Source organism: Microbispora sp. NPDC088329 (genome assembly GCF_040685655.1).
In the GTDB taxonomy this organism is placed as follows: Bacteria; Actinomycetota; Actinomycetes; order Streptosporangiales; family Streptosporangiaceae; genus Microbispora.
Genome location: NZ_JBFBIP010000022.1, coordinates 96,803 through 121,539, shown reverse-complemented (window position 1 = coordinate 121,539; position 24,737 = coordinate 96,803). Strand labels below are relative to the sequence as shown.

General features: G+C 70.4%; 16 protein-coding genes. 10 read left to right on the top strand and 6 right to left on the bottom strand.

Annotated features, from left to right (window positions below):
- Nucleotides 1-161 precede the first annotated feature (161 nt).
- The 6 genes from sigJ (at nt 162) to AB0O28_RS31930 (ending at nt 11,299) form a co-directional block, all read left to right on the top strand.
- On the top strand, nt 162-1,124 hold the full coding sequence (sigJ, locus tag AB0O28_RS31955; protein ID WP_363646284.1) for an RNA polymerase sigma factor SigJ: 963 nt from the start codon (nt 162-164) through the stop codon (nt 1,122-1,124).
- A 201-nt stretch (nt 1,125-1,325) separates the two neighbouring features.
- Nucleotides 1,326-4,826, top strand: coding sequence for a DUF4132 domain-containing protein (locus AB0O28_RS31950; protein WP_363646283.1), 3,501 nt, complete (start codon nt 1,326-1,328; stop codon nt 4,824-4,826).
- Nucleotides 4,823-5,899: an AAA family ATPase gene (locus AB0O28_RS31945; RefSeq protein WP_363646282.1), complete on the top strand. Its 1,077-nt coding sequence runs from the start codon at nt 4,823-4,825 to the stop codon at nt 5,897-5,899. The genes AB0O28_RS31950 and AB0O28_RS31945 overlap by 4 nt, the downstream gene beginning before the upstream one ends.
- 2 nt (nt 5,900-5,901) lie before the next feature.
- Nucleotides 5,902-8,145, top strand: a complete 2,244-nt coding sequence (locus AB0O28_RS31940; protein ID WP_363646281.1) for a DUF5682 family protein — start codon at nt 5,902-5,904, stop codon at nt 8,143-8,145.
- A complete protein-coding gene (locus tag AB0O28_RS31935) occupies nt 8,142-9,275 on the top strand; it encodes a VWA domain-containing protein (RefSeq protein WP_363646280.1) in 1,134 nt (377 codons plus the stop codon). The genes AB0O28_RS31940 and AB0O28_RS31935 overlap by 4 nt, the downstream gene beginning before the upstream one ends.
- A complete protein-coding gene (locus AB0O28_RS31930) occupies nt 9,272-11,299 on the top strand; it encodes a hypothetical protein (RefSeq protein ID WP_363646279.1) in 2,028 nt (675 codons plus the stop codon). Before AB0O28_RS31935 ends, AB0O28_RS31930 begins: the two co-directional genes overlap by 4 nt.
- A gap of 38 nt (nt 11,300-11,337) precedes the next feature.
- Here the strand turns inward: AB0O28_RS31930 and AB0O28_RS31925 are convergent, their stop codons facing one another.
- The 3 genes from AB0O28_RS31925 to AB0O28_RS31915 form a co-directional block, all read right to left on the bottom strand.
- On the bottom strand, nt 11,338-11,676 hold the full coding sequence (locus tag AB0O28_RS31925) for an Imm51 family immunity protein (RefSeq protein WP_363646278.1): 339 nt from the start codon (nt 11,674-11,676) through the stop codon (nt 11,338-11,340).
- A gap of 160 nt (nt 11,677-11,836) precedes the next feature.
- Entirely contained in the window at nt 11,837-12,250 is a 414-nt protein-coding gene (locus AB0O28_RS31920) for a S4 domain-containing protein (RefSeq protein WP_363646277.1), read from the bottom strand.
- A gap of 85 nt (nt 12,251-12,335) precedes the next feature.
- Nucleotides 12,336-14,564: a hypothetical protein gene (locus AB0O28_RS31915; RefSeq protein ID WP_363646276.1), complete on the bottom strand. Its 2,229-nt coding sequence runs from the start codon at nt 14,562-14,564 to the stop codon at nt 12,336-12,338.
- Between the two features lie 1,187 nt (nt 14,565-15,751).
- Between AB0O28_RS31915 and AB0O28_RS31910 the strand changes: the two genes are divergently transcribed.
- Genes AB0O28_RS31910 through AB0O28_RS31900 form a run of 3 tightly spaced genes read left to right on the top strand, consistent with a single transcriptional unit; the run spans nt 15,752 to nt 18,524 of the window.
- Nucleotides 15,752-16,669, top strand: a complete 918-nt coding sequence (locus tag AB0O28_RS31910) for a copper resistance protein CopC (RefSeq protein ID WP_363646275.1) — start codon at nt 15,752-15,754, stop codon at nt 16,667-16,669.
- 28 nt (nt 16,670-16,697) lie between these two features.
- A complete protein-coding gene (locus AB0O28_RS31905; protein WP_363646274.1) occupies nt 16,698-17,198 on the top strand; it encodes a hypothetical protein in 501 nt (166 codons plus the stop codon).
- A 9-nt stretch (nt 17,199-17,207) separates the two neighbouring features.
- On the top strand, nt 17,208-18,524 hold the full coding sequence (locus tag AB0O28_RS31900) for a hypothetical protein (protein ID WP_363646273.1): 1,317 nt from the start codon (nt 17,208-17,210) through the stop codon (nt 18,522-18,524).
- Between the two features lie 97 nt (nt 18,525-18,621).
- On the opposite strand, the gene AB0O28_RS31895 is transcribed toward AB0O28_RS31900, so the two are convergent.
- The 3 genes from AB0O28_RS31895 to AB0O28_RS31885 all read right to left on the bottom strand — a co-directional run bounded on the left by AB0O28_RS31895 (nt 18,622) and on the right by AB0O28_RS31885 (nt 20,937).
- Nucleotides 18,622-19,413: a metalloregulator ArsR/SmtB family transcription factor gene (locus AB0O28_RS31895; protein WP_363646272.1), complete on the bottom strand. Its 792-nt coding sequence runs from the start codon at nt 19,411-19,413 to the stop codon at nt 18,622-18,624.
- 125 nt (nt 19,414-19,538) lie between these two features.
- Nucleotides 19,539-20,102: a dihydrofolate reductase family protein gene (locus AB0O28_RS31890; RefSeq protein ID WP_363646271.1), complete on the bottom strand. Its 564-nt coding sequence runs from the start codon at nt 20,100-20,102 to the stop codon at nt 19,539-19,541.
- 94 nt (nt 20,103-20,196) lie between these two features.
- The gene (locus AB0O28_RS31885; protein ID WP_363646270.1) at nt 20,197-20,937 is read right to left on the bottom strand and encodes a VOC family protein; all 741 of its coding nucleotides are present in this window, start codon (nt 20,935-20,937) and stop codon (nt 20,197-20,199) included.
- A gap of 919 nt (nt 20,938-21,856) precedes the next feature.
- On the opposite strand from AB0O28_RS31885, the gene AB0O28_RS31880 reads away from it, so the two are divergent.
- Nucleotides 21,857-24,553, top strand: coding sequence for an RICIN domain-containing protein (locus AB0O28_RS31880; protein WP_363646269.1), 2,697 nt, complete (start codon nt 21,857-21,859; stop codon nt 24,551-24,553).
- Nucleotides 24,554-24,737: the final 184 nt, after the last annotated feature.

Here is a 24,737-nt window from a genome sequence, read left to right as displayed (position 1 = left end):
CCCTTCGCGATCTCAGCGGTGTCCGGGGCGTGCGCCCCGGTCTCTCAGTAGTCCGACGACACACCCGCCGGAAATGTGAGGCGACGAACCAGCCTCACAGTTCGGCGCACTGCCTCGTCGATCTGGTGAGGGCAGTTGCGACCCAGGGAGCCGGCGACACCATGACCACCCCAACCGAACCGGGGACCACCCCCACCGAGCCGGGAGACGCCCGGGTCGATCCGAGTCTGAGCGTGATCATGAGCGAGCGGCGTCAGCTGATCAATCTCGGCTACCGGCTCCTCGGCTCTCTGGCCGACGCCGAGGACGTCGTCCAGGAGACCTACGCCCGCTGGTACGCCATGTCCCGGCAGCAGCAGGAGGCCATCCACCACCCCGGGGCCTGGCTGACGAAGGTGGCCGGCCGGATCTGCCTGGACCTGCTCGGCTCGGCGCGGGCCCGGCGCGAAAGCTATGTGGGCGAGTGGATCCCCGAGCCGCTGCCCGAACCCACCGAGTGGATCACCGGAAGGCCGGGCGGCGCCATTCTCGACCCCGCCGACCGGGTCACGCTCGACGAGTCGGTCACCATGGCCTTCCTCATCGTGCTCGAATCGATGACCCCGGCCGAGCGGGTCGCGTTCGTGCTGCACGACGTCTTCCGTTACTCCTTCGCCGAAGTCGCCGAGATCGTCGGCCGCACCCCGGCGGCCTGCCGCCAGCTGGCCTCCTCGGCCCGCCGCCGCATCCGCGCCTCACAGGTTCCCTCGGCCCCGGCGGCCCGGCAGGCCGGTCTCGTCAGAGACTTCAAGCAGGCATGGGAGACCAAGGACATCGGCACCCTCATCGGCCTCCTCGCCCCCGAGGCCACGTTGATCGCCGACGGCGGGGGGCTGGTCAGCGCCGCGTTCCGTCCCATCGAGGGCGGCGAGCAGATCGCCCGTTACATGATCGCTATCGCCGACAGGGCCACCCTGACGATCCTGGAGCGTACGGTCAACGGCCAGCCCGGTCTGGTGGCTCAGCACGACGGCGTCACCGTGACGGTCGCGGCGTTCGACGTTCCCGGCGATCGCATCACGCGCATCTGGGCGGTACGCAACCCCGACAAGCTCTGGCCGTGGACGGCGAATCCGCCACGCTAGGTCGTGTCCCGCGTCGTGATCGATACGCGGAGCACGCCCGTGCGGCGCACGCTCCTTGATACGTGCCCGCGGTGAATGCCGATTTGTCAGTCTTGCGCGCAATACTCGCCGCTGGCGATCACGAGGATGAGGTATCCGAGATGGCGCGGTCACTCCGTCGTGTCGCTTGACGACGAGCAGGCACACCGTGGAGGTACCGGCATGAGCGCAGATCGGATGCTGACCTATGTCGGCGGCGGTTCGGCGAAGTTCTGGGAGGTGCGTCAGGACGGCACCGAGCTGCACATCCGCTATGGGCGGATGGGCGCGGCCGGCCAGACGCAGGTCAAGTCGTTCGACTCCGCTGCCGCCGCCGCGGCGGCGGCCGACAAACTGGCGGCGGAGAAGTTACGCAAGGGCTACACGGAAGACGAAGCGGTCGCCGCCCCGGAGGCTGCCCCGGCGGACATCGGCGACGTCGATGACGAGGATCGGCTGACGATGCCGGCCGCTTGGCTGCGCGCTCTTCATCCGCGGCGGGGTGGGGTGAAGGTGTCCGTGAAAAGGCCGGACGCGGGCGCGCCCGGGAAACTCGCCGCGAAATTGGACGAGCATCGGCAGCTGATCCTCGACTCGCTGGCGAAGTGGTCCGACCCGGAGATCGCCGCCGCGGGCGCGGCGTACCTGGCCGGGGAGCCCGCCGCCACGCCGCTGGGCGCCGCGGTGGTCGCCAAGGTGGTGGCCGCGTCTTTGCCGCGGGACGACCAGCCGCCGCTGCCCCTGTTCGCCGAGGCCTGGCTGGTCGGACGCGGCCTGGTGTTCGCGGCGGTGACCGTGACCGAGCTGGCCTCGCTGGTTTTCGGTTTCGACGGGGACACGTGGCGAGTCCGGCGGCTGGCTGCCGATGATTCCCCCCAGCATTGGTACGGCTGGAATCGGCCGGAGCTCGCCGCGCGGGTCCGCGCCGTCCTCGCCACCGCATCGGACGCCGAGTACGCCGAGGTCGTCGCGGCGCTGGCGGTGAGCCGTGAAGGCGGACTCCACCACCGGGTGTCGGCTTCCTACCTGGCTCCCACCGAGGTCGAGTGGGTGACGGCCGACTGCGCCGAAGTGAGCCGCGTCAATCCGCGTCTCGCCTTCATCCTGGTCGCCGCGATCAGCACACCGGAGCACGCGGCGCTCATCGTGCCCCACGTGCCGGCTTACTGGGTGATGGGCTCCCTCGCGCTGCCCGCCACGGTCGTCGACGGCATGGGGGACGCGGCGGTGCCGGTGCTGGCCGGCTGGTTCGACGAGCTCGGCGACGCGGACACCCAGCGGCGGCTGCTGGGCGTGCTCGCCGAACTGCCGGGCGACGCGGCGATGCAGGCACTCCTCGACCGGATCGAGCACAAGCTCACCCAGGCGGCGCTCCTGCGCGCGGCGGCCCGCTTCCCGCGCCGGGCGATGCGGATGCTGGCCGCCTCCGATGGCAAGGCCGCGGACCTGCTGCTGCGTGCCCACGTACTGGCCCATCCCGACCTGGTGGCCGAGGTGCTCGCGACCGTCGACGATGCCGCCGCCGAGCGGATCAACGCGATCGCGAGCGCCCCGGCCGCCACCGCCGCGGTCGAGGCCCTGCCCGAGGTGCTGGTCAGCCCGCCCTGGACCCGTCCACGCAAGGTCCGCAAGCCGGTCGTCGTGAGTGATCTGGTGTGCGCCGATGAACCGGCCGTGTTGTGGGGGCCGGGCGAGCGGGACACGTGGCGCTCCGCCCGGCCGGGGCACGATTCATGGGATCGGGCTTGGAACGGGACCTGGGAACAGATCGCTCGTAAGATCGCCGATGCCCGGAAGGGCAACTGGCACGACGAGGTCGCCCTGTTCGTCGCCGGGCCCGAGGAACTGGCCGGGCCACTGATCGGGAAGTGGCGCCCGGCCGACCTGTGGGGAGCCTCCGAATGGATGCCGAGGGTGGTCGCCAGGTTCGAGCTGGCAGCGCTGCCCGCGGTGCTGGACAGCGCCCGGCGCAGCCCCGTCGCCATCGCTCCGGCGCTGCTCCCGTTCGCCGCTCCGGAGGTCGCCGTGCTGATGGCCGAGTGGCTGTCCCGGCTGAAGTCGGTGCGCGCCACCGCGCTGGCGTGGCTGGCCCGCCACCCCGAGACGGCCGCGAGGGCGCTGATCCCGCCGGCTCTGGGCAAGCCCGGGGTGCCCCGGCGGCAGGCCGAGCAGGCTCTGGCGGTGCTGGCCGCGGGCGGTGCCCGTGACGCCGTGGCGGAGGCCGCCGCGGGTTACGGCCCCGCCGCCGAGGCCGCGGTCGCCGACCTGCTCGCGGCCGACCCGCTCGACGCGCTGCCCGCCAAGATGCCCGCGCTGCCCGAGTGGGCGGAGGTCGCGATCCTGACACCGATCCACCTGCGCGGCGACGCGGGTGCGCTGCCGCCCGAGGCGGTCCGCCATGTGATGACGATGCTGGCGATCTCCCGGCCCGGTGATCCGTACGCCGGTCTCGCCCTGGTCAAGGAGGCCTGCGACAGCCGCAGCCTCGCGGACTTCGCCTGGGCGCTGTTCCAGAGCTGGAAAACGGCCGGCTACCCGTCCAAGGAGAGCTGGGTGATGGACGCGCTGGGACTGCTCGGCGACGACGAGACCGTCCGGCGGCTGACGCCGTTGATCAGGACCTGGCCCGGTGAGGGCGGGCACGCGCGTGCCGTCGCGGGTCTGGACCTGCTGGCCGCCATCGGCTCCGAGGTCGCGTTGATGCACCTGCACGGCATCGCCGAGAAGGTCAAGTTCAGCGGGCTCAAGAACCGGGCCAGGCAGAAGCTGGACGAGGTCGCCGCGGAGCTCGGCCTGACGCCGCAGGAGCTGGCCGACCGGCTGGTGCCGGACTTCGGGCTGTCCGCCGACGGCAGCCTGACCCTCGATTACGGCCGCAGGCGGTTCGTCGTCGGCTTCGACGAGCAGCTCAAGCCGTACGTGGCCGATTCCGCGGGGAAGCGGCTGAAGAACCTCCCCAAGCCGGGGGCGAACGACGATCCGGAGCTCGCGCCCGCCGCCTACCAGCGGTTCGCGGGGCTGAAGAAGGACGTGCGCGCCGTAGCGGGGGACACCATCCACCGGCTGGAGCAGGCCATGGTGAACCGGCGCCGCTGGAGCGGTGCGGACTTCGCGCGGCTGCTCGTCGGCCACCCGCTGCTCTGGCACATCGTGCGGCGGCTGGTCTGGGGGCTCTACGATCCCTCGGGCCGGCTCACGGGCGCGCTGCGCGTGGCCGAGGATCGCAGTTTCGCCGATGTCGAGGACGACACGCTGACGTTGCCCGACGATGCCGTCGTCGGGGTGGCGCACCCGCTTGAGCTGGGCGAGGACCTGGCCGCCTGGGCCGAGGTGTTCGCCGACTACGAGATCCTGCAGCCGTTCCCGCAGCTGGGCCGGGAGACCTACGCCCCGGACGAGACGCTGCTGGCCGAGATCTGCGCCGCCAAGATCCCCACCGTCAAGGTGATCGGGCTGGAACGGCGCGGCTGGCGGCGGGGCGACCCGCAGGACGCCGGTTGGCAGGGCTGGATCGAGCGGGACGTGCCCGGCGGCGAGACCGTCACGGTCGGTCTCGACCCGGGCATCGCGATCGGCTACCTGGACTTCGCCGACGAGCAGACCCTGGTGGAGGTCACCCTCGACGGCCTCGATCCGATCACCGCGTCCGAGATCCTGCGAGACCTCCGGGAGATCACCCGATGAACGACCACGCCCAGCGGCCCCCGGCCGAGATCCGCTACGCCGACGAGCTGGCCCGGCTGAGGGAGAGCGACACCGACCCCCGCCCGCCGGGCTGGGCGCTGAGCCTGCGGGCCGCCCGGCGCTTCGTCCTCGGGGACGAGAGGCTGGGCGTCAGCCGCAAGTTCGTGGGCGACCCCTCGCTGATCGACCGATCCCTGGTGACGCTCGCGACCCAGCGCGGGCTGATGCTGGTGGGTGAACCAGGCACGGCGAAGTCGCTGCTGTCCGAGCTGCTCGCCGCGGCCGTGAGCGGCACCTCGACGCTCACCATCCAGGGCGGCGCGGCCACCACCGAAGACCAGATCAAGTACTCGTGGAACTACGCGCTGCTGGTCGCCGAGGGCCCGTCCACCCGGTCGCTGGTGGCCGCTCCGCTGCTGCGCGGCATGGCCGAGGGCAAGGTGGTGCGCTTCGAGGAGATCACGCGGTGCCCGCTGGAGGTGCAGGACTGCCTGCTGTCGCCGCTGTCGGACCGTGTGCTCGCCGTGCCGGAGCTGACCGGTCCGGAGGCGATGGTGTTCGCCCAGGAGGGGTTCACCGTCATCGCCACCGCCAACACCCGCGACCGCGGCGTCAACGAGATGAGCGCCGCGCTCAAGCGCCGGTTCAACTTCGAGACGGTCTTCCCCATCGCCGACTTCGACACCGAGCTGCTGCTGGTGGAGGCGGAGGCCGCCGCTCTCCTGAAGCGGTCGGGCGTCGGTGCGCCGCCACGACGCGACGTGCTGGAGGTCCTGGTCACCGCGTTCCGTGAGCTGCGGGAGGGGCAGACGGCGCGCGGTGACGCCACCGACCGGCTGTCGGGGGTGATGAGCACCGCCGAGGCCGTCTCGGTCGCGCACGCCGTCGGGCTGCGGGGGTGGTTTCTGCGCGGGGAGCCCGGCGACGCCGCCGACCTGGTCTCCTGCCTGGCCGGCACGGCGGCCAAGGACAACCCGGAGGACCTGGCGAAACTCCGCAGATATCTGGAGCAGCGGCGGTCCGGAGACCAGTGGAAGGCCGTGTACGAGGCCCGTCATCTGCTGCCGGGCTGACGATGGCGGTCACGTTCCTCGGCGTGCGGCACCACAGCCCCGCCTGCGCCCGGCTCGTCGCCGACACCATTCACTCCGTACGGCCCGCGTACGTGCTGGTCGAGGGTCCGGCGGACATGAACCACAGGATGGACGAGCTCCTGCTGGGGCATGAGCTGCCGATCGCGGTCTACACCGGCTATCGGGATGCGCATCGGCGGCACGGGTCGTGGACGCCGCTGTGCGACTACTCCCCCGAATGGGTCGCGCTGACCGCGGGCCGTGCCGTCGGCGCCGAGCTGCGTTTCATCGACCTGCCCGCCTGGCATCCGGCGCTGGCCGAGGTGCGCAACCGGTACGCCGACGCGGAGGCCCGTTACAGCGAGGTGACCGGGCGGCTGTGCCGCACCTTCTCCGTGGACAACGTGGACGCGTTGTGGGACCACCTGTTCGAGATCGAGCCGGCCGACGGGCTGGCCGAGCGGCTGGCCGCCTACTTCGACCTGGTGCGCGGTGACACGCGAACCGACTCGGACGACATGGCCCGCGAGGCGTACATGGCGCAGTGGGTCCGGGCCGCCGTCGCCGACGCGGGCGACAGGCCGGTGGTCGTGGTCACGGGAGGCTTCCACCGCCCCGCGTTGATGCGACTGGCCAAGCAGGGCGACCGGACCTGGCCGGAGGTGCCGCGGCCGCCCGCGGACGCGGTCGTCGGCAGTTACCTGGTGCCGTACTCGTTCCGGCGGATGGACGCCTTCGACGGCTACCAGTCGGGCATGCCGTCGCCGGGCTACTACCAGCACCTGTGGGAGTCCGGTCCCGCCGAGGCCGCCCGCAGGCTCACCGAGACGGTGACGGCCCGGCTGCGCGCCCGGCGCCGGCCGGTGTCCACCGCGGACCTGATCGCCGCCCGGGCCACCGCCGACGGGCTCGCGCTGATGCGCGGTCACCCGCACCCGGCCCGGGTCGACGTGCTGGACGGCCTCGCCGGCGCGCTGGTCGGCGAGGCGATCGAGGCCCCGCTGCCCTGGGCGGCCCGCGGCCCGCTGCAGGCCGGCAGTCATCCCGTGATCGTGGAAATGATCGCGGCCCTCAGCGGTGACCGGGTGGGCCGTCTGCATGACTCGACTCCGTTGCCACCGCTGGTCCACGCCGTTCTCGCGGTGCTGGGCGGTCCGGGTGAGGAACTGCTCGACCTCGGCGAGGAGCCCGGCCGCGAGCGCAGCCGCCTGCTGCACCGGCTGCGGGTGCTGCGGATCCCCGGCGTGGAGCGCATCTCGGGACCCCGCCTGGCGGACGGCGCCGAGCTGGTCGAACGATGGACGCTGACCGAGTCGGGCGACCGGCTGCCCGCACTGATCGAGGCCGGTGGCTATGGCGCCGACCCGCAGGAGGCTGCGGCCGCCGCCCTCGCCGAACGGATTCCTGGCGCGAACCTGGACCAGCTGGCCGACCTGCTGTTCGACGCGGCGCTGTGCGGCATCGGCGAACTGGCCGGACAGGTGCTGGACGACATGGCGCGGGCCGTCGGCGCCGCGGCCGATCTGGGATCGCTGGGCCGCACCCTCACCGTCGCCCTGGCGATGTGGCGCCACGACGACCTGTTCCGCACCAGCGGCAGCACCACCGTGGCCACGGTCGTCCGGGCCGCCACCCGCCGGGCGCTGTGGCTGGCCGAAGGCGTGCGCGGCGGCCCCGCACCGGCCGACCTCCAGCGCGTCAACGCCGTGGCCGCCGTCCGCGACGCACTCAGGCACGCCGGCCCGTCGCTCGAACTGGACACGGACGCGGCGCTGGGCGTCGCGGACCGAATCGCCGCCTGCCGGGACGCGCCACCCGACCTGCGTGGCGCGTCGCTGGGGCTGGGCTGGTCACTGCGTGGTAGGGCCGCCGCGGACCCCGCCCGGGCGGTGCGCGGCGCGTTCGTCCCCGCGTCGGCCGGAGACTGGCTGGCCGGGTTGTTCGCGCTCGCCCGCGAGGAGGTGCTGCACACCGACGGCATGCTGGAGCTGCTCGACGACCTGGTCGCGGAGATGACCGACCACGACTTCCTCGTGGCCCTGCCCGCGCTGCGCCAGGCGTTCGGCTTCTTCCCACCGCGCGAACGGCACCTCATCGCCACTCGCCTGGTCGAACGGCGGGCCGGCGACGCGTCCGCCTGGGACCTGATGAGGCTGGACGCGGCCCCCGAACTGGTGGCCGCCGGCAGGGCACTGGACGAGCGGGTCGAGGCGGCACTGCGCCGGGAAGGACTGATCGCATCATGACCGACCCCACCCTCGAACGGTGGCGCCTGCTGCTCGGCGAGGCCGGCAGCGCCTGCCTCGGCGGGCAGGGCCTCGACGCGCAGGCCGCCGCCCGGGACGCGGCCATGGACTGGCTCTACGGCCGCGACGAGGACCTGCGCCGACGCGGCGTGCGGCAAAGCGGTGCGCGGCAGGGCGGGACGGGCGAATCGACGCTGACCACCGTCGACTGGCTCGACGACATCACGCGGCTGTTTCCCAAGGAGACCGTCGAACGACTGCACCGTGACGCGGTCGAGCGCTACGAGATCCATGACGTGGTGACCGACCCCGCCGTGCTGCAGCGCATCGAACCCAATCCCGCGCTGCTCAGGGCGGTGCTGCGGACCAAGCACCTGATGAACCCACAGGTGTTGCGGCTGGCCAGGCGGATCGTGGAGCAGGTCGTCCGGCAGCTGACCGACAGGCTCGCCACCGAGGTGCGCAGCGCGTTCTCCGGCACGAAGGCGCGACGGCCCGGCCGGATGCGGCTGGCCCGCAACTTCGACATGGTCAGGACCCTGCGCGCCAACCTCGGCCGCTACCAGCCGGAAACCGGCAAGGTGGTGATCGAGACCCCGTTCTTCTTCTCCCGCACTCGCCGCCACCTGGAGCAGTGGCAGGTGATCCTGCTCGTCGACCAGTCCGGGTCGATGATCGACTCGGTGATCCACTCGGCGGTCACCGCGGCCTGCCTGTGGGGGCTGCCCGGCGTACGCACCCACCTGGTCGCCTTCGACACCGAAGTGGTGGACCTGACGGCCGACGTCGACGATCCGGTGGAGTTGCTGATGAAGGTCCAGCTCGGCGGCGGCACCGACATCGCCCGCGCGGCGGCGTACGGCGCGGGCCTGGTGGATCAGCCGCGCCGCGCGATCGTCGTGCTGATCTCCGATTTCTACGAGGGCGGTGATCCGCGCCGGTTGGTGCGGGTCGTCCGCGAGCTGGTGGCACAGGGCAGCACGGTGCTGGGCCTGGCCGCGCTCGACGAGCAGGCCAATCCCGCCTACGACCGGGAGCTGGCGCAGCGCCTGGCCGACGCCGGAGCCCATGTGGGCGCGATGACCCCCGCCGAGCTGGCGTTCTTCGTCGCGGAGCACGTGGGCCGATGAGGACGGATCTGCTCGGGCTCACGGCGGACTCCCTCGCCGCGCTCACCAATCGCGGTCTGGTCAAACGGGCCGGCAAAGAAGCCGCGCCGGAGCTTCGGACCGACGCCGACGGCACCGTGCACGGCAGCTTCTCCGACGGCCCGGCCACGACCCTGCCTCCCGGCGGCCTCGACCTGGCCCGCTGCACCTGCGGTGCCGTCGGCGCCTGCCGGCACGTCATCGGGGTGATCCTCGCCTACCAGCGCCTGTCCGCCGAGGCCGCCTCGATTCCCCCAGGGGCTGACACGACGCCCGTAGAGGCCGGCCCAGCGCCTGCCAAAACTCACACAGCGCCCGCCGAAGCTCACACAGCGCCCGCCGAGGCCGCCGCGGAGCCCCCGCCCTGGTCGCCCGGTCAGCTGACCGACGAGGAGCTCACCGCCAAGCTCGGTGCCCGGCTGATGGCCGCCGCTCGCCGTACGGCGAAAGCCGGGTTCACCGCGCGGGTCCGCCGGGCGACCTCCGCCGATCCGGTGTCGCAGGTCGAGCTGGCCACCGCGACCGTGCGCTTCCTGGTCCCCGGCGATCTCGGGTTCGTCCACACCGACACCGTCGCCGGTAGCCGCGATGACGTCATCGCCCTGGCGGTGTGGGCGTTCCGTGTCGCCGACGAGCTGCACCCCGGCGTCCCCGAGGTGCGGGTCGACGTCGGCGGTGAGGCCGGAGCGGGCACCGGATCCGGGCTGGAGCGTGCCCTGGGCCTGGCGGGCACGGTCCTGCGCGAGGGCGCCGCGCATCTCGGCCCGGGCCTCGACGCCACCATCGCCGACGTGCGACGCCACCTGGACGCCGCCGGGCTGCGCTGGCCGCTGCTGGCCGTCGGCGACGTCGCCGCACAGCTGGTTTCCTATCGCGACCGTAGCGCCCACTACCGTCCCGAACTGCTCGCGAGTCACGTCGCCGAACTCCACGCCCGCCACCGGGCGGTGACGCGGCCGGACGCCACCCTGCGCAGCAGCGTGCTCGGCACCGCCGAGGCCGCCGAGACCCCGTTGCGCCGGGCCCGGATGGAGAGCCTCGGCTGCCGGATCCGCGGTCTCGGCGACCAGCGGATCGCCGAGGTCTATCTGGCCCACGGCGACAGTGCCATGGTGCTGGTCCTCCGCCGTCAGTGGGACGGCGACGACGACGGGGCGACGCTGGCGCGGCGGCGGATCGCCACGTCCACGCTGGCCGCTCTGGCCACCGGAAACCTGGTAACGGAATCCGCCGTCCGTAGCGCCAGCCGTACGGTGCGGCTGGCCACCGGGCGGATCTCCACGACGACGGTCAGCCCGTCACGGGGCGACTGGGACGAGCTGCCGCCGTCTCTGGTGGTGACCGACCTCGCCGCGCTCGGCCGTGAGCTCGACGCCCTCCCCCTCCGGCCCATCCGTCCGCGGGTGGAAGCGGAACTGGTCCGGGTCGTCGCCGTCGCCCGGGTGGAGACCATCCGGTATGCGCCAGGAGACCAGCGCCTCGACGCTGTCATCGTCGACCGGACGGGTAACACCGCCACCGTCAGGGCCACGCACACCGGAGCCGCCCCCGGACGCCTCGACTCGCTGGCCGCCGTGCTCGCCGGAGAGAGGGGCGAGCTGCGATTCGTCAGCGGCGTGGCCGGGCGGACCGCCGGCGGTGTCGTCATCGAACCGGTCGGCCTGGTGGCCGGCGACCGGGTCGTCGTTCCCGACCTACAGCCCGCCGGCGGCAGCGGCACCCTCACGGTCGCCGAAGACGACCGGCACGACCCCCTCACCGGGGCTCTGATCGACACCCGAGGACTGCTCGCCGAAGTGGCTCATCATGGCCTGTCTCACCTGCCGCCGACCTACGACGACCGGCTCGCCGCCGCGGCGCGGCGGCTGACCGTGCTCGGGCTGCACCGCGTCGCACAGGCCGTCACGGCCTTCGCGGCGGCGCGGGCCCGCGACTTCGACGAGGCGGTCGAGCGGGCCTGGGTCGACGCGTACCTGCGCCTGGAGGTCGCTCTGGACCTGACCTGACCGATGTGGGGACTCGTCCCGCCCGGCAGCGGGGCGAGTCAGTCGTCGAACTCGAAACCGTCCGCCTTGGCGGCCTCGACGAGCCGCCGCATGCGGTTCGCGTCCGTCGCGACGGACGCCAACCGGGCGCCCAGCTCCTCCAGCACGCCGCGGTCGCTTCCGTACGCGCAGAACATGTCGGCTTCGGGATCGCAGGAGAACCGCCCTTGCAGGGCGGGGACCTCGGTGCCGACGAGCACCTGCGCGACGCCTTCCCAGAAATATCCGTTCGGCTCGTGACCGAGCTCCTCGATCACGCTGTCCACCTGCGTGGTCCCGGCGTCCAGCAACAGCGAGTACGTGCCCGGGACCGACTCGATCAACTTCAATGGATGCATCGGCGCATGTTGCCACCGTCGATGCCAGACCGCAAAACACGCTCGTCGACCACGCCTCATCTGCCGCCGGGCGCAGCCCGAGTAAAGCTCCGAGCCCGTTCAGGACGGCGAATTCGGGTTCGACTGCGCTCGCCGACAGCGTGACCCGGGCAGGCCCGTATCACTCCGGGCGTGCCCGGCGGTCCCGCCCCTCCACCGCCGGGCGCCCGAGCAGCTTGTCGATGCTGCGGCGCTCGCGCTTGGTGGGACGTCCCGCGCCCCGAGCCCGAACGGCCACCGTCACGACCTCCTCGCGCGGAGGAGGCGGAGGGCTCTTGTCGACGTAGCACTCGGCGGCCACGGCGGCGCCGACGCGCTTGGTGATGACGCGGGAGACGACCAGGATGCGTTCGCGCCCCTCGTGCCGCAGCCGGACCTCGTCGCCGACCCGGACGACATGCGCGGGCTTGACCCGCACCCCGTTGACCCGGACGTGACCGCCCCGGCAGGCGTCGGACGCGATCGAACGAGTCCTGGTCAGCCGTACTGACCAGATCCAGCTGTCCACCCGCGCACTCACCTGCTCACCCGGCACTCCGCCACTGTACTGAGAGCGGCGCGCTGCCGGCATTCGAGCCTCGCCTGACCAAGGGGGGGTGGACGTCATGGGGACGGACCGGCTACGGGTTCGGAGGCTCCATATAGGTGAGCTTGTGGTAATCCACAACGGGCGTGCCCGTCACCGGATCGGGGTGTGTCACCTCCTCCAGATAGAAGGGGGCGGTGAGGTCTTTGCCCAACCAGCCGATGTGCGCGACGCCGACGAACGGCGCGGTGATCGACACCGTGTAGTGCTTGTTGTCCTGGCCGGTCAGCTCGACGCTGCAGTTCACGTCGTACTTGACGGACTCCTGGCCCGCCGGGGGCGGTGGCAGGGCGACCTCGGCCGTGATGCCCGCCGGGGTCGGAACCGTGGTGCCGGTGGATGTGTCGACCAGCTTCCAGTTCACCGAGTTGATCGTGATGCCATAGGTCTGCACCGCCACCCGCAGGGTGAGGGTCCCCTTGACCGGGTCGACCAGATGCCAGGTCAGCGGTGCGTCGAAGTAGCCGTCGGCACGCACCACCGTGGAGGGACCCGGCTGGCCGGTGGGGAAGGTCCACAGGAAGGGGGTGTTGGTATCGCCGACGTAGTTGCCGCCGATCAGGACCCGTCCGCGCACCGGAAGTCCGTCGGCGTTCTTGGCGATCACCTTCACCGACCGGGTGTCGCCGGTGGTGACCGGGTTCGGGTCGGTGTCCAGCGTCATCTTGCCGAACGTCACGGGGACGGCCGAGCCGCTCGCGGTCGCGGTGCACAGCTGCTGGACGGCGTGCACGTAGTCGGGCCGCCCCGACGCGGACGCCTTGAGCTGCCCGGCCGGGACCCTGACCGTCGTCGACGTGGCCTCACGGGCGCCCCGCCACACGCCGTTGACATACACCGACACCAGTGCGCCGGGCACGACACCCTCGACCGGAACCTCCGTCCGCCACGCCTCCAGAGGCTGGCGCACGGCCGGCGCCCCCAGCGGGGGCATCTTGACCACCTTCCAGTCCGCCCTCTTCACGATGTCACCGCCGCAGCCGCTCTCGACGGCGCTGACCACCTCGTCTGTGACCAGGGGCCGATAGCAGCGCACCACCGTGGTGTCGGAGGTCGCCGCCACCGGTGCGCTTATCGGCGTTTTGCCGACGGTGAGCCACACCAGGGCGTTCGGGGTGGTGCCCCGCACCTCCACCAGAGTGCCGCACTCGTACAGCGGCCCGATCGAGATGTCGCGGCTGATGACGGAGTAGTCGACGCCGACGGGCTGCGACATGGTGGCCTGGCCCAGGCAGTTGGAGACCTCCACGTACACCTGCATGTCGGGGTCGGCGAGTACGGCAGGCGCCGAGGACAGCAGGGGAAACCAGTCGTCGCCGTCCTGCGAGGCCGTCCAGAGGCCGAGGTCGACGGTCTTGTTGTGCTTGTCGACGGCCCTCGCGAGAACCTGCGCTCCTCGACGAAGCTTGGAGACGGTGATGACCGCGGTCTTCTCGCACACGCGCGCGTGGACCGTCGGCCTCTCATAGGGGGCGGCCTTGTCCGCCGAGATGGTGGTGGTGCGGCTCTCCGCCCCGCAGCCCGTGTAGAACCGCTGATACAGCCCGACCTTACTACCCTGCTTCAGGGACCCCACGGCACAGCGGATCGTGTCTCCCACATAGGGATAGTCCAGGATCGTGCTGTCGATGGTCATCCGCAAGGAGGCCCCGGGGACCACCCCCGACACGTCGACCTCCGTATCGCACTGCAGAGGGTTCCGCTGGAACTGCGGAGCGGGCAGTGGCGGGGAGACCGGCGAGGCCACCACCGGCGGGCTGACCGTCACGGGACCGCTGATCACCGCCTTCGTCACAGGGTCCACGTAGTGCTGCCACACCGTGAGGACCTGACCCGGTTTGAACGCGCCGCTGCGGCTCTTGTTCAGCAGCACCGAGACCTGCGACCAGTCGGGCCAGTCGCAGAGCGTCTCCCCGACGGTTACTCCCAGATATCGGACGGTCACGGTCGCCCCGGCCACGGCGCCGGCCACCACAAGCCAGTCGATGCACTCATGCACCAAACTCGCGCAATGCACCGCCCCCAGCGATGCCGGCGGGTCCTGCACGGGTTCCGCCCGGGACGGCTCTCCGGTGACGCCGGGCGCCGTCTGCGTCACGGTGAGCTGCTGGCCCGTCTTCAGACCGAGCCCGGCCGTGGGGATCAGCGTGACGCCGTCGGCGCTCGCGGGCACTGAGGTGCGGAAGGCACCATCGGCGAACAGGGTGACGACGCTGCCGGCGTGGGCGTTGTCCACTCGCACGGTCGGGCTGATGGTCGTCACCGGGCCGATTATCTTCGGTGCCGCGAGAGGCGTTTCGGTGTCCGCCTGCGCGATGTCCGCCAAGGCGCCGAGGGCAGCGCCCGCGGTCGCCGCCACGGCGAGGTTTCTTCCCAGGCGCAGAGCTCCACGCCGGGTGACCTCCATTCCGGATCCCTGTCCGCATCCGCAACGGCGCGCGGTCGGCTCTTCGGTCATCGGCTCTCCAGGACGCTCGCAGTCGCCCCGAAGGATGAGGGATCCCCAATATCGGAGGAAGACCCAATTTCGCCCTGTCCCCTGATCTGGCAGGCGAAATCCTCCGGTTGGGCACGAAGGCGGCCCGCCAGAAGGGATAGCCGTAGCCGATATCGGCAGGGCCGGAGAGGCACGATGACTCCGGCGTCACGCGAAGTCGCAGAGGTGGGTGCGGATGCCGGCGAACCGTATACCGGTAAGTTTCACAATCACGCAGGCCGAATTCCCATCCCAGTGGCGGCGGCGACCAGCTCCCGCATGCTGGCGGCCCTCCCCCGCGACGACCGCCGTCCGGCCTGCCGCGATGACGCCTTTGCGGCATAAGCACGAATAGCAGGAAAAGCGCCTACCGATAGGTCACCTTCTGCACGCGCCCGGCAACCGGGAACCGATCCCGGGGATGACAACGGTGGCATGGTCCGCGGAGAGTCCAAGGAGAGCGCGGCTCGGCGCAGCAGCCGGCGGAGGATCTTCCACCGGTGGCGGTAGCCCGTGGATCGACCGCGACCGTCGGCGTCGCCTACCGCGACGCCCACGCCCACTACCTGCTGCCGCCGAAGCCGGCTGGCCCACGTCGTCCAGTCGATCCAGCTCACCGACCGCCCGGCGCTCCGTACGATGCTTGAGGGCTACTAGGCGAGCCTGCGCAGAAAGACCAACATCGACTAGAGCGTGCGCCCCGATGATCGGGAGGCGCCGGCTGCGCGTGTCGACGCCGGTGGCCTCGCCGACGTACCACGCGGCCAAGAGCGATCCGGCCCCGGTCCGGCAGGGCCCGCCCTGGACCGGCAGGGGGCATCGCTGCGACACTGGGTACAGGCTCTACTTTTGGTGTCAACGGTGCAAGTTCTGTTCTTCTGTGGCAAAAGTCGTTAACCTCGACGGAATTGGTCCTACGGGTCCACGCCGCATCTCCCCTCAGGGGCCGTATCGCATGGAGAGCAGAAGTGACGATGGCGCGCTGGTTGGGCCGGTTGCTTCTGCCGGTCGTCGTCGGCGTGGTGGTGATGGCCGCCCTGGCGGCGCCCGCGTCCGCCCATGGCCAGCTCGCGATGTCGACACCGGCGAAGGACAGCACGGTGCGCGAGCCGTTGGAGTCCCTCTCCCTCTACTTCACCGAGGCGCCCGCCCCGAACGCGTACTTCGCGGTCACCGCTCCCAGCGGCGCCCGGGTCGACCAGACCTGGACGCACGGTCAGCCGAAACGCCTCGACAAGCCGGTCCAGGAGTACAACCTCGTCGACGGCTTCTGGGAACCGAGCGTCTACAACACCGGCTTTCCGGCGCAGATCCCCGTCGCCTACTGGCCTGAACGGGGCGAGTACGTCGTCAAGTATCTGTCGATCGCCTCCGACGGGGAGCCGGTGCGGGGAGAACTGCGGTTCACCTACAAGGGCAGGACCTCGGGGCCGCCCAAGGGCTGGCAGGCCCCGGACAACAAGCCCGACCCCATCCTGCTCGGCTCGGCCGAGCCGGGGAGCGACACCCAGACCCCGGCGCCCGACACCGGCGGCAGCCCGGCGGCGATGGGCCCGGCGGTGCCCCCAGCCGGCGCCAGCCCGGGCACGGAGACCGGCGCCGGCCCGGGCACTGTCACGCAGACCGGCGCTAGTCAGGCCGCGGCGTCCGGAACCGGCAGCTCTGCCGCCCGGACAGCGCAGCCGGCCGACTCCGGCACCGGGCTGTCGGTATGGCTGGTGCCCGCGATCATCGTCGTGGGAGCGGGCGCCCTGGTGGTACGGGCGGCGCGGCGACCCGCGCCCGCCACCCCGGCGGCCGGGCGGTCTTCCGGCCGTCCACAGGCCAGGAAACCCGCACGCGCCCCGGCGTCACGTACTCCGCAGCGTCCCAAATCCACCAAGCGACGCTGACTCGTCCCATCCCTCAGGAGAACCCCCGATGACGATCGCCCCTGCACGCCTGCGCCCGCTGCTCGCGGCGCTCCCGCTCGGCGTTGCCCTGCTGATGGCCACGTCGGCCTGTGGCGGGTCGGATGCCGCCACCCCCGCTCAGTCGGCCGCCCCGGCATCCACCGAATCGGCCGCCCCGGCTCCCGCCGAGTCGGCTGCCCAGGCTCCTGCCGAGTCGGCCCCCCCGGCCGCCGGCGAGTCGGCCGCCGCCGCCCCCGCCGACCCGGCCGTGAAGGAGATCACCGTCACCATCGCCGGCCGGAAGGTCACGCCTCCGCCGGGACGGATCGAGGTGACCAAGGGCCAGACGGTGCGCATCACGGTCACCAGCGACACCGCCGACGAGGCGCACCTGCACGGGTACGACAAGGCCGCGAGCCTGCAGCCCGGCACCCCCGCGAGCATCGAGTTCGTCGCCGACGAGACCGGCCTGTTCGAGATGGAAACCCACGAGTCTGGACTGCAGTTGTTCCAGCTCCTCGTGCGTTAGGCCGGTGGGATGCTGCTGGCTCACGGCGTCGGCGGCCGCCAGGACCTGCCGATCCCGTTCTCGGCCGCACTGACCGGCGCGGCCCTCGCGCTGCTGGTGTCGTTCGTGGCGCTCGGCGCACTGTGGAAGGAACCGCGGCTGAACGCCGCCCTCACCGGTGCCCGCTCCTTGCCCGGCGCCATCCGGACGGCGGTGACCGCGCCGGCATGGAGGTGGGTCTGGCGAATCGCCGGGCTCGTCGTCGCGGCGTACTTCTGCATCGGGTTGATTTTCGGTCCCGATCGGGCCGACAATCCCACGGCCGGGGCGTTCTACGTACTGTTCTGGGTCGGCCTGGTGCCGCTGTCGCTGCTGTTCGGACCGGTGTGGCGCGGCCTGAACCCGTTGCGGACGCTGCACCTGCTGGCCTGCAAGGGGCTCGGACGCGACCCTGAGCTCGGCCTGCGGCCGCTGCCGCCGGGCGTCGGATACTGGCCCGCCTGCGCGGGCCTGTTCGCCTTCGTCTGGCTGGAACTCGTCGCCCCCGAACGGGCCACCCTGCCGGTCATCGGAGCCTGGCTCGCGGCCTACGCCGTGCTCATGCTCGCCGGAGCCGTCGTCTTCGGCTCCCGTTGGTTCGACCACGCGGATGCGTTCGAGGTCTACAGCGATCTCGTGGGCAGGCTCGCCCCGGCGGCCAGACGCGGCGACGGCGCCGTGGTCTGGCGCAACTCCCTCGACGGCATGGCCGGGCTACGACCGGCGCCGGGTCTGACGACACTGGTGGTCACGCTCCTGGGCTCCACCATGTACGACAGCCTGTCCAACGCCCCGGTCTGGGTGCGCTTCGTGCAGGAGAGCTCGGTGCCGGCCCCGGTCACGGGCACCGCCGGGCTGGTCGCCGTCATCGCTCTGGTGCTCGCGGCGTACCGGGCCGCGACCGCGCTCGCCGGCCGATGGGGCGCGGCCCAGCCCGGCACGACGGCGGGTGAGATCGCCCACTCGATCGTGCCGATAGCCGTCGGATACGTGGTGGCCCACTACTACACCCTGTTCCTGCTGGAAGGGCAGCGGACCATCGCCCTGCTGTCCGACCCGCTGGACACCGGCGCCGACTGGCTCGGCACCGCCGGGTGGACCATCCAGGCGTTCGGCACCACCCCGGCGGGGATCGCCACCCTCCAGGTCACGGTCATCGTCATCGGTCACGTGCTGGGCACGGTACTGGCGCACGACCGCGCGCTGGCCCTGTTCCCCCGCCGGACCGCCGTCCTCGGGCAGATTCCCCTGCTCGTGCTGATGGTGGTCTACACCGTCGTGGGGCTACTTCTCCTCTTCGCCGCCTAGGTCGCGACGGCAACGCAGCGGGGCGCCGCCCGGGCCACGCGCCCAGGCGGGCCGGCCCGACGGCACCTCGCGACGACGTCGAGCCCGATCGGGGAGGTCACGCGTCGTCCGGCAGCGGTTCGCCGGTCTCCAGCAGCGTCTTCAGGCTCGCCATCACGTTCGGCCACCCGTGGCTGACCATCTCGGCCAGGCTCGATCCGGGCTCGAAGCCGTCGTGCACGACGGTGAGCTTCACGACCTGCGCGGCCTCCTCGATCGTGAAGGTGACCTTCGAGCGGGCCTCGCCGGACAGCCGGGCGAGCGTTTCCTCGTCCCAGCCGAAGCGCTTGGCGAGGTCCGGGGTGATGGCGTGCCAGGTGTAGGAGAGCCGGCTGTAGGGTTCGGCCTCCAGCACGACCTGCTCCGGGTCGCTGATCAGCACGCCGTGGTTGTCCCAGGTCATCGGTGAGCCGACGGACCAGTCCGTGATGAACTCCGTGGCCCAGTAACGGCGGGTGAAGGCGGGGTCGGTCAGCGCCTGCCAGAGCTTCTGCGGGGTGGTGCGGATGTAGGTGGTGTAGACGAAGGTCGGCGCGTCCATCGGGGTCTCCTCCAGGGCGAGTTTCAGGTCCGCCAGGGCTTGCACCCTGGCCCGGTCGTAGCGGCTGATCCACCGGTGGGCGACCTCGTGCACGGGCGCGGCGTTGAGGTAGTGCAGCTTCTCCCGTCCCCGCCGCACGGTGGCGACGAGCCCGGCCTCCTCCAACACCGCGAGGTGCTTGCTGACGGACTGCCTGGTCATGTCGAGTCCGGCGCACAGCTCGCGCAGCGTCTGCCCGTTGCGGGCGTTGAGCGAGTCGAGCAGCGCGCGTCGGCTCGGATCGGCCAGCGCCTTGAACACCTCGTCCATGCCCGCCCTCCTACCCGGGTCACCGTTGTCGATATGCAGCCTTTCGGTTGCCTTTAACTTAGGCAGCCAAATGGTTGCCTGTCAAGGCGCACGTGGAGTCACACCTGTCGCTGCGGCGAAGTCGACTAGCGCGCCACGCGGTAATGGAGGTAAACGACTCTCGAGCCGAAGGTGCGGGTCTCGACGAGTTCGAGATCCACCCGACGCTCACGCTGGGGAAAGAACGGGATGCCACCGCCGACCAGCACCGGGTGGACCCGGGCCCGATACTCGTCGATCAGACCCACCGCGGCCGCCTCGGCGGCGAGAGTCGCGCCGCCGATCGCGATCTCGCCCTCTCCCGGCTCGGCGCGCAACCGCTCGATCTCCTCCGCCAGGCCGCCGGAGGCCAGGCGGGCATTGCCCTGCACCGCCGACAGAGTGGTCGAGAACACGATCTTCGGGAGCGGCTTCCAGATCGCGGCCCATTCGAGCAGCGATTCGTCGAGCGACGGATCCTGATCGGCGGTCTCCCAGTACAGCATCGTCTCGTACAGCCGCCGTCCCATCAGGTGGACGCCGACCTTTCGTATCTCGTCCGTGACGAAGCGAAAGACCTCCTCGTCGGGCGCCGACCAGTCGAAGTCGCCGTCCGGCCCGACGATGTAGCCGTCAAGTGAGACGCCCATCGAATAGGTCACGCTGCGCATCGAGGTCCTCCTCGTCAACGGGTTCGCCGGTACGACCGCGGGACGTCGGACGGCGAGGGCGGAGGCGCGGTACGGAGCCGACGTAGGCCCCGCGTCACGCAGGAGCGAGGACGCAGAACTCGTTGCCCTCCGGGTCGGCGAGGACGACCCACGGAACGTCGCCCTGGCCGACGTCGGCGAGCGTCGCACCGAGGGCCTGCAGCCGGGCGACCTCCGCTGCTTGATCGTCACCACCGTACGGCACCAGGTCGAGATGGACGCGGTTCCACACGGTCTTCACGCCGGGTGTCGCGCGGAGGAACCTCAGATACGGCCCGGCACCCTTGGCCGAGCGCAGCACCGCGTGGTCGTCGGTCACCTCGTGCAGGGTCCAGTCCATCGCCTCGCCCCAGAACCTGGCCATGGCTTGCGGATCCGCGCAGTCGACCGCCACCGCGGCGATCGGACCGGTATCGCGGTAGATCTCCCGAGGCTCCAGCACGCAGAACATGTTGCCCTCCGGGTCGGCCAGAACCGTCCACGGCACGTCGCTCTGGCCGACGTCGGCGGGCGTCGCGCCGAGTTCCTTCAGGCGCGCGACCAACTCCGCCTGATGGGCCACAGAGGTGGTCGCGAGATCGAGGTGCACGCGGCACTTCACCGTTTCGGGATCCGGGACGGTGACGAGACAGACGCAGGCGTCGTCGGAGTCGGCCCAGACGAAGCCCATGGGCCCGACGCCCGTCACAATGGGTCCCTCGCTGAAAACACTCCAACCGAGCGCCTCCGCCCAGAACCGGCCGAGCGCCGAGTTGTCCCGAGCCTTGAAATTCAGCAGACCGAGTCGCAGCGCCATGCCGCTCACCCTATGCCGCAGCAGATCAACCGCGACGAACCCGCGCACCCTCGGCTCAGCCGCCGGTACCGGCAGGGGTCACAACTGCGGATGAAAGTTTCAGCAGCAGCGAATGTGACTCACCACTGCCGAGATGAAGCGTTTTCTGCCTGAACCTGCCCGGAGGGCGGCCGATCCAGCAGGGACCTGATGCGCTGCGGACACCGTACGGAGGATTTCGCCGGGCCGCCGGCGACCGGCGCCGAGCCGGAGACACCAGCCCTGACCTGGCAGGATCGGGCCGCGAGCTGCCAGCTCGCAGTACGCATGAGGGCGGGGTCGCACCGCGGCCCGCGGGATCCACAAGTCGCGGGAGATCACCCGGCGTCGCGGTGCCGGGGAGGTACGCCTTCCCGCACTCCATCGACTGTCGCGAGACCCCCTGTCGGTGCGGATCTCAACGCTAGACATCATTCGGCATACGTCATACGTTTCTCCTCGCAATGGTAGCGCCACGTCTTCCACAGACCCTTAGGGCGTGTTATGAGGCGACCTCGCGCCCCGGCAGCGTGACCCTCGTCAGCGCGGGGCCGGAGTGGACGGCAAAACTCCTACGGCACCGGCAGGCTCGTCCTTCGCCTGCTGAAGGGTGCGTAAGCCCGCCTGTGACGAATGCCCGGCGCGCACGACCGGCCGCCCCCCTCATCCCGCGGTAAGGACATTCGGCCTTCCCGGCGACGAGCCTGCCGAGGCCCACGCTCCACGGCGATCGCCGCGCATGGCGTGAGGACGGCCGGACCCTCGGCCCGCAAAGGTGGCACAGCTCTCCGATCGATGTCGGCAACTGCACGACAAGGCGCCACGCCCGCCCCATGGCACACGCTGAGGCGGGGTGATTTCGCGGCGGAAATCTGCTCGGAACCAGCGAAAGGAACAGAGCGTGAAGTCAGCCCTGTCCACCACGGGGAAGGCGTTAGCAGCGCTTGCGGTGTTCGTCGCCGCAGTGTTGCTACCCACCTTCGCAGGTGGCATCCCGGCCTCGGCAGCGACCCAGGCGACCTACTACGTCGCCCCCGACGGCAACGACGCCAACCCTGGAACGATCACGTCACCGTTCAGGACCCTGCAGCGCGCGAGGGACGTCGTTCGCACGGTGAACGCCAACATGACAGGTGACATCTACGTTTATCTCCGCGGCGGCACCTATACGGTCGGCAGCACAATCGACTTCACTCCGGCCGACTCCGGCACGAACGGCTACCGGGTCATCTACTCCGCGTACCAGAACGAGACGCCAATCCTCAGCGGAGGCGTTCAGGTAACCGGATGGACGCAGCACAGCGGTAACATCTGGAAAGCCCCGCTGAATCGCAGCAACAAGCTCCGTGCACTCTATGTCAACGACAAGCGCGCGTTCATGGCATCGAAGACGATGAATTCGGCGGGATGCTACGGAAACTACACCATCACGGCGGGACAGGCGTCCTGGGCGTGGGAATCCGGTTCGCAGTGCGCGGGAGCGAAATACAGTCTGAACGACTTTCCCGCCGTCGCCGCCAATCAGGACGACATCGAGATAGAGACCGCGACGACCTGGACCACGGCCATCGTGGGTGTCCGGCAGGTCACCACTGAGGGCTCGAATCGCATAGCCCTGTTCCAGCAGCCGGGAGCGGCCATCGCCCAGGGCGCCTTCAACGGCAACGCCCAGGTCGGCGGCAGCCACAAGGTCATGAACGCCTACGAGTTCCTGGACGCGCCGGGTGAGTTCTTCTTCGACAAGACGAGCCGGACGTTGTACTACTACAAGTCAGGCTCGGAAGACATGACGACCGCGTCGGTCTGGGCGCCGAACAACGTGTCCACCCTTATCAAGGTCGCCGGCACCTCCACGAGCAGCCGCGCCCGGAACATCACGTTCTCCGGCCTGACGGTCCAGCACTCCGACTGGAACCTGTTCAACGTGGCCGGCTCGGTGCTCAAGCAGGCCCAGCAGGGCAATCTCGGCGCCATCGCGTACGCCAAGCAGAACTTCCACGCCTACTACTACCGCAACGTCGACCTGGCGCCCGGCATGATCCAGATCGAGAACGCCGACGGGCTCGTCCTGCAGAACAACCGGATCCAGCACACCGGCGTCGACGGAATCACCCTGGCCAACGACGTGGTGAACACGAAGCTGATCGGAAACTACACCAACGACATCGCCGGATCCGCGATCTCCGTGGGCCATCCCCAGCATGTCTACATCGGCGACTACACCTCGACGAACCGCGAGAAGTATCCCGTCCAGGTCGAAGGCGCGCCCAAGAACATCGAGATCAAGAACAACTACATCTACGACAGCGCCGTGTTGTTCAACGGGCACAGCCCGATCTCGGCGTACTTCGCCGACACCCTGTCCATCCAGCACAACCGCATCGAGAAGACCCCGTGGTCCGGCGTCACGCTCGGCTGGGGGTGGTGGAACTTCGACGGGTCGTCAGGCTCCATCGCGCCCAACCGGCCGACCACCACGGCGAAGAACAACACCATCAGCTACAACCACTTCATCGACACGGTGCAGCGGCTGAGCGACACGGCGCCCGTCTACACGCTGGGCAACCAGCCGGGGACCACGATCACCAACAACTACATGCAGGGCGTCCCGTCCGGTCACAAGTACGGACTCCACCCGGACGAGGGCTCGGGGAACATGACGTTCCGCGACAACGTCCTGAGCGTGGACAAGAATGTCACGTGGCTCATCAACTCCGACGACTTCGGGCGTAAGCACGACCTGAGCATCACGCAGACCTACGGCCCGATCAACAAGGTCTCCAACAAGAACCTGCCGAACAGCACGGTCCAGGACATCCTCGTGTACTCCGACTATGTCTGGCCGTCGCAGGCCTACGGCATCGCCGTGAACTCCGGACTCGAGGACGCGTACCGGAACATCATCCCGCAGAGCAATCTCTCTCTGCCGGATTACGTCCTGCCCGCCAGCACGTTCGTCGCCGCCGGTACGACGTCGATTCCCATCCGGAGCACCGGCGATGCGAGCAAGACCGTGTGGCTGGCTCCCTCGGGCACGACGTCCTTCACCGCCGGCGCCACGATGACCAGGGCGGACGGAACCGCGACCTCCATCGCCGTTCCGACGACGAACGGTGAGTATCGGCTCTACGTCGTGGACGCCCAGGGGAACCGATCGGCCGAGTCGAAGTCGCTCGTCAGGCAAGGCAACGGCGGCGGGACCGGCCAGCCGAGCGGCTCGATCGTCGGTGGCCAGTCCGGCCGATGCGTGGACGTCACCGGCGCCTCGGCGACCAACGGCGCCCAGGCGCAGCTGTGGGACTGCAACGGGCAGACCAACCAGCGGTGGACGTACACGTCCGGCAAGCAACTGCAGGTGTTCGGCAACAAGTGCCTGGACGCTTACAACCGGGGCACCTCGAACGGCACCCAGGTGATCATCTGGGACTGCAACGGACAGAACAACCAGCAGTGGAACCTGAACTCGAACGGCACCATCACCGGTGTGCAGTCCGGGTTGTGCCTGGACGCGAACGGCGCCGGCACCGCCAACGGTACGAAGCTCATCTTGTGGTCGTGCAACGGCGGCACCAACCAGCAGTGGAGCCTGCGCAGCTGATGTGAGGTCCTACCGGGCCGCGGACGGTCATACGCGCACGTCCGCGGCCCATCCCCGCCGACGGTCGGGATTCCGGGCAAGGCGTTGCGGCCCTCGCTCGCCACGCATCCGGCACCGTCGCAAGACGGCAAGCCGCAACAGTCGTACGACACGAAAAAGGCCAGATCACACGATGTGTGATCTG

Excerpts from the sequence above, each read along its gene's own strand:
- sigJ (WP_363646284.1), top strand. The coding sequence starts at position 162 with ATGACCACCCCAACCGAACCGGGGACCACCCCCACCGAGCCGGGAGAC.
- AB0O28_RS31950 (WP_363646283.1), top strand. The coding sequence starts at position 1,326 with ATGAGCGCAGATCGGATGCTGACCTATGTCGGCGGCGGTTCGGCGAAG.
- AB0O28_RS31945 (WP_363646282.1), top strand. The coding sequence starts at position 4,823 with ATGAACGACCACGCCCAGCGGCCCCCGGCCGAGATCCGCTACGCCGAC.
- AB0O28_RS31940 (WP_363646281.1), top strand. The coding sequence starts at position 5,902 with ATGGCGGTCACGTTCCTCGGCGTGCGGCACCACAGCCCCGCCTGCGCC.
- AB0O28_RS31935 (WP_363646280.1), top strand. The coding sequence starts at position 8,142 with ATGACCGACCCCACCCTCGAACGGTGGCGCCTGCTGCTCGGCGAGGCC.
- AB0O28_RS31930 (WP_363646279.1), top strand. The coding sequence starts at position 9,272 with ATGAGGACGGATCTGCTCGGGCTCACGGCGGACTCCCTCGCCGCGCTC.
- AB0O28_RS31925 (WP_363646278.1), bottom strand. The coding sequence starts at position 11,676 with ATGCATCCATTGAAGTTGATCGAGTCGGTCCCGGGCACGTACTCGCTG.
- AB0O28_RS31910 (WP_363646275.1), top strand. The coding sequence starts at position 15,752 with ATGGCGCGCTGGTTGGGCCGGTTGCTTCTGCCGGTCGTCGTCGGCGTG.
- AB0O28_RS31905 (WP_363646274.1), top strand. The coding sequence starts at position 16,698 with ATGACGATCGCCCCTGCACGCCTGCGCCCGCTGCTCGCGGCGCTCCCG.
- AB0O28_RS31900 (WP_363646273.1), top strand. The coding sequence starts at position 17,208 with ATGCTGCTGGCTCACGGCGTCGGCGGCCGCCAGGACCTGCCGATCCCG.
- AB0O28_RS31895 (WP_363646272.1), bottom strand. The coding sequence starts at position 19,413 with ATGGACGAGGTGTTCAAGGCGCTGGCCGATCCGAGCCGACGCGCGCTG.
- AB0O28_RS31890 (WP_363646271.1), bottom strand. The coding sequence starts at position 20,102 with ATGCGCAGCGTGACCTATTCGATGGGCGTCTCACTTGACGGCTACATC.
- AB0O28_RS31885 (WP_363646270.1), bottom strand. The coding sequence starts at position 20,937 with ATGGCGCTGCGACTCGGTCTGCTGAATTTCAAGGCTCGGGACAACTCG.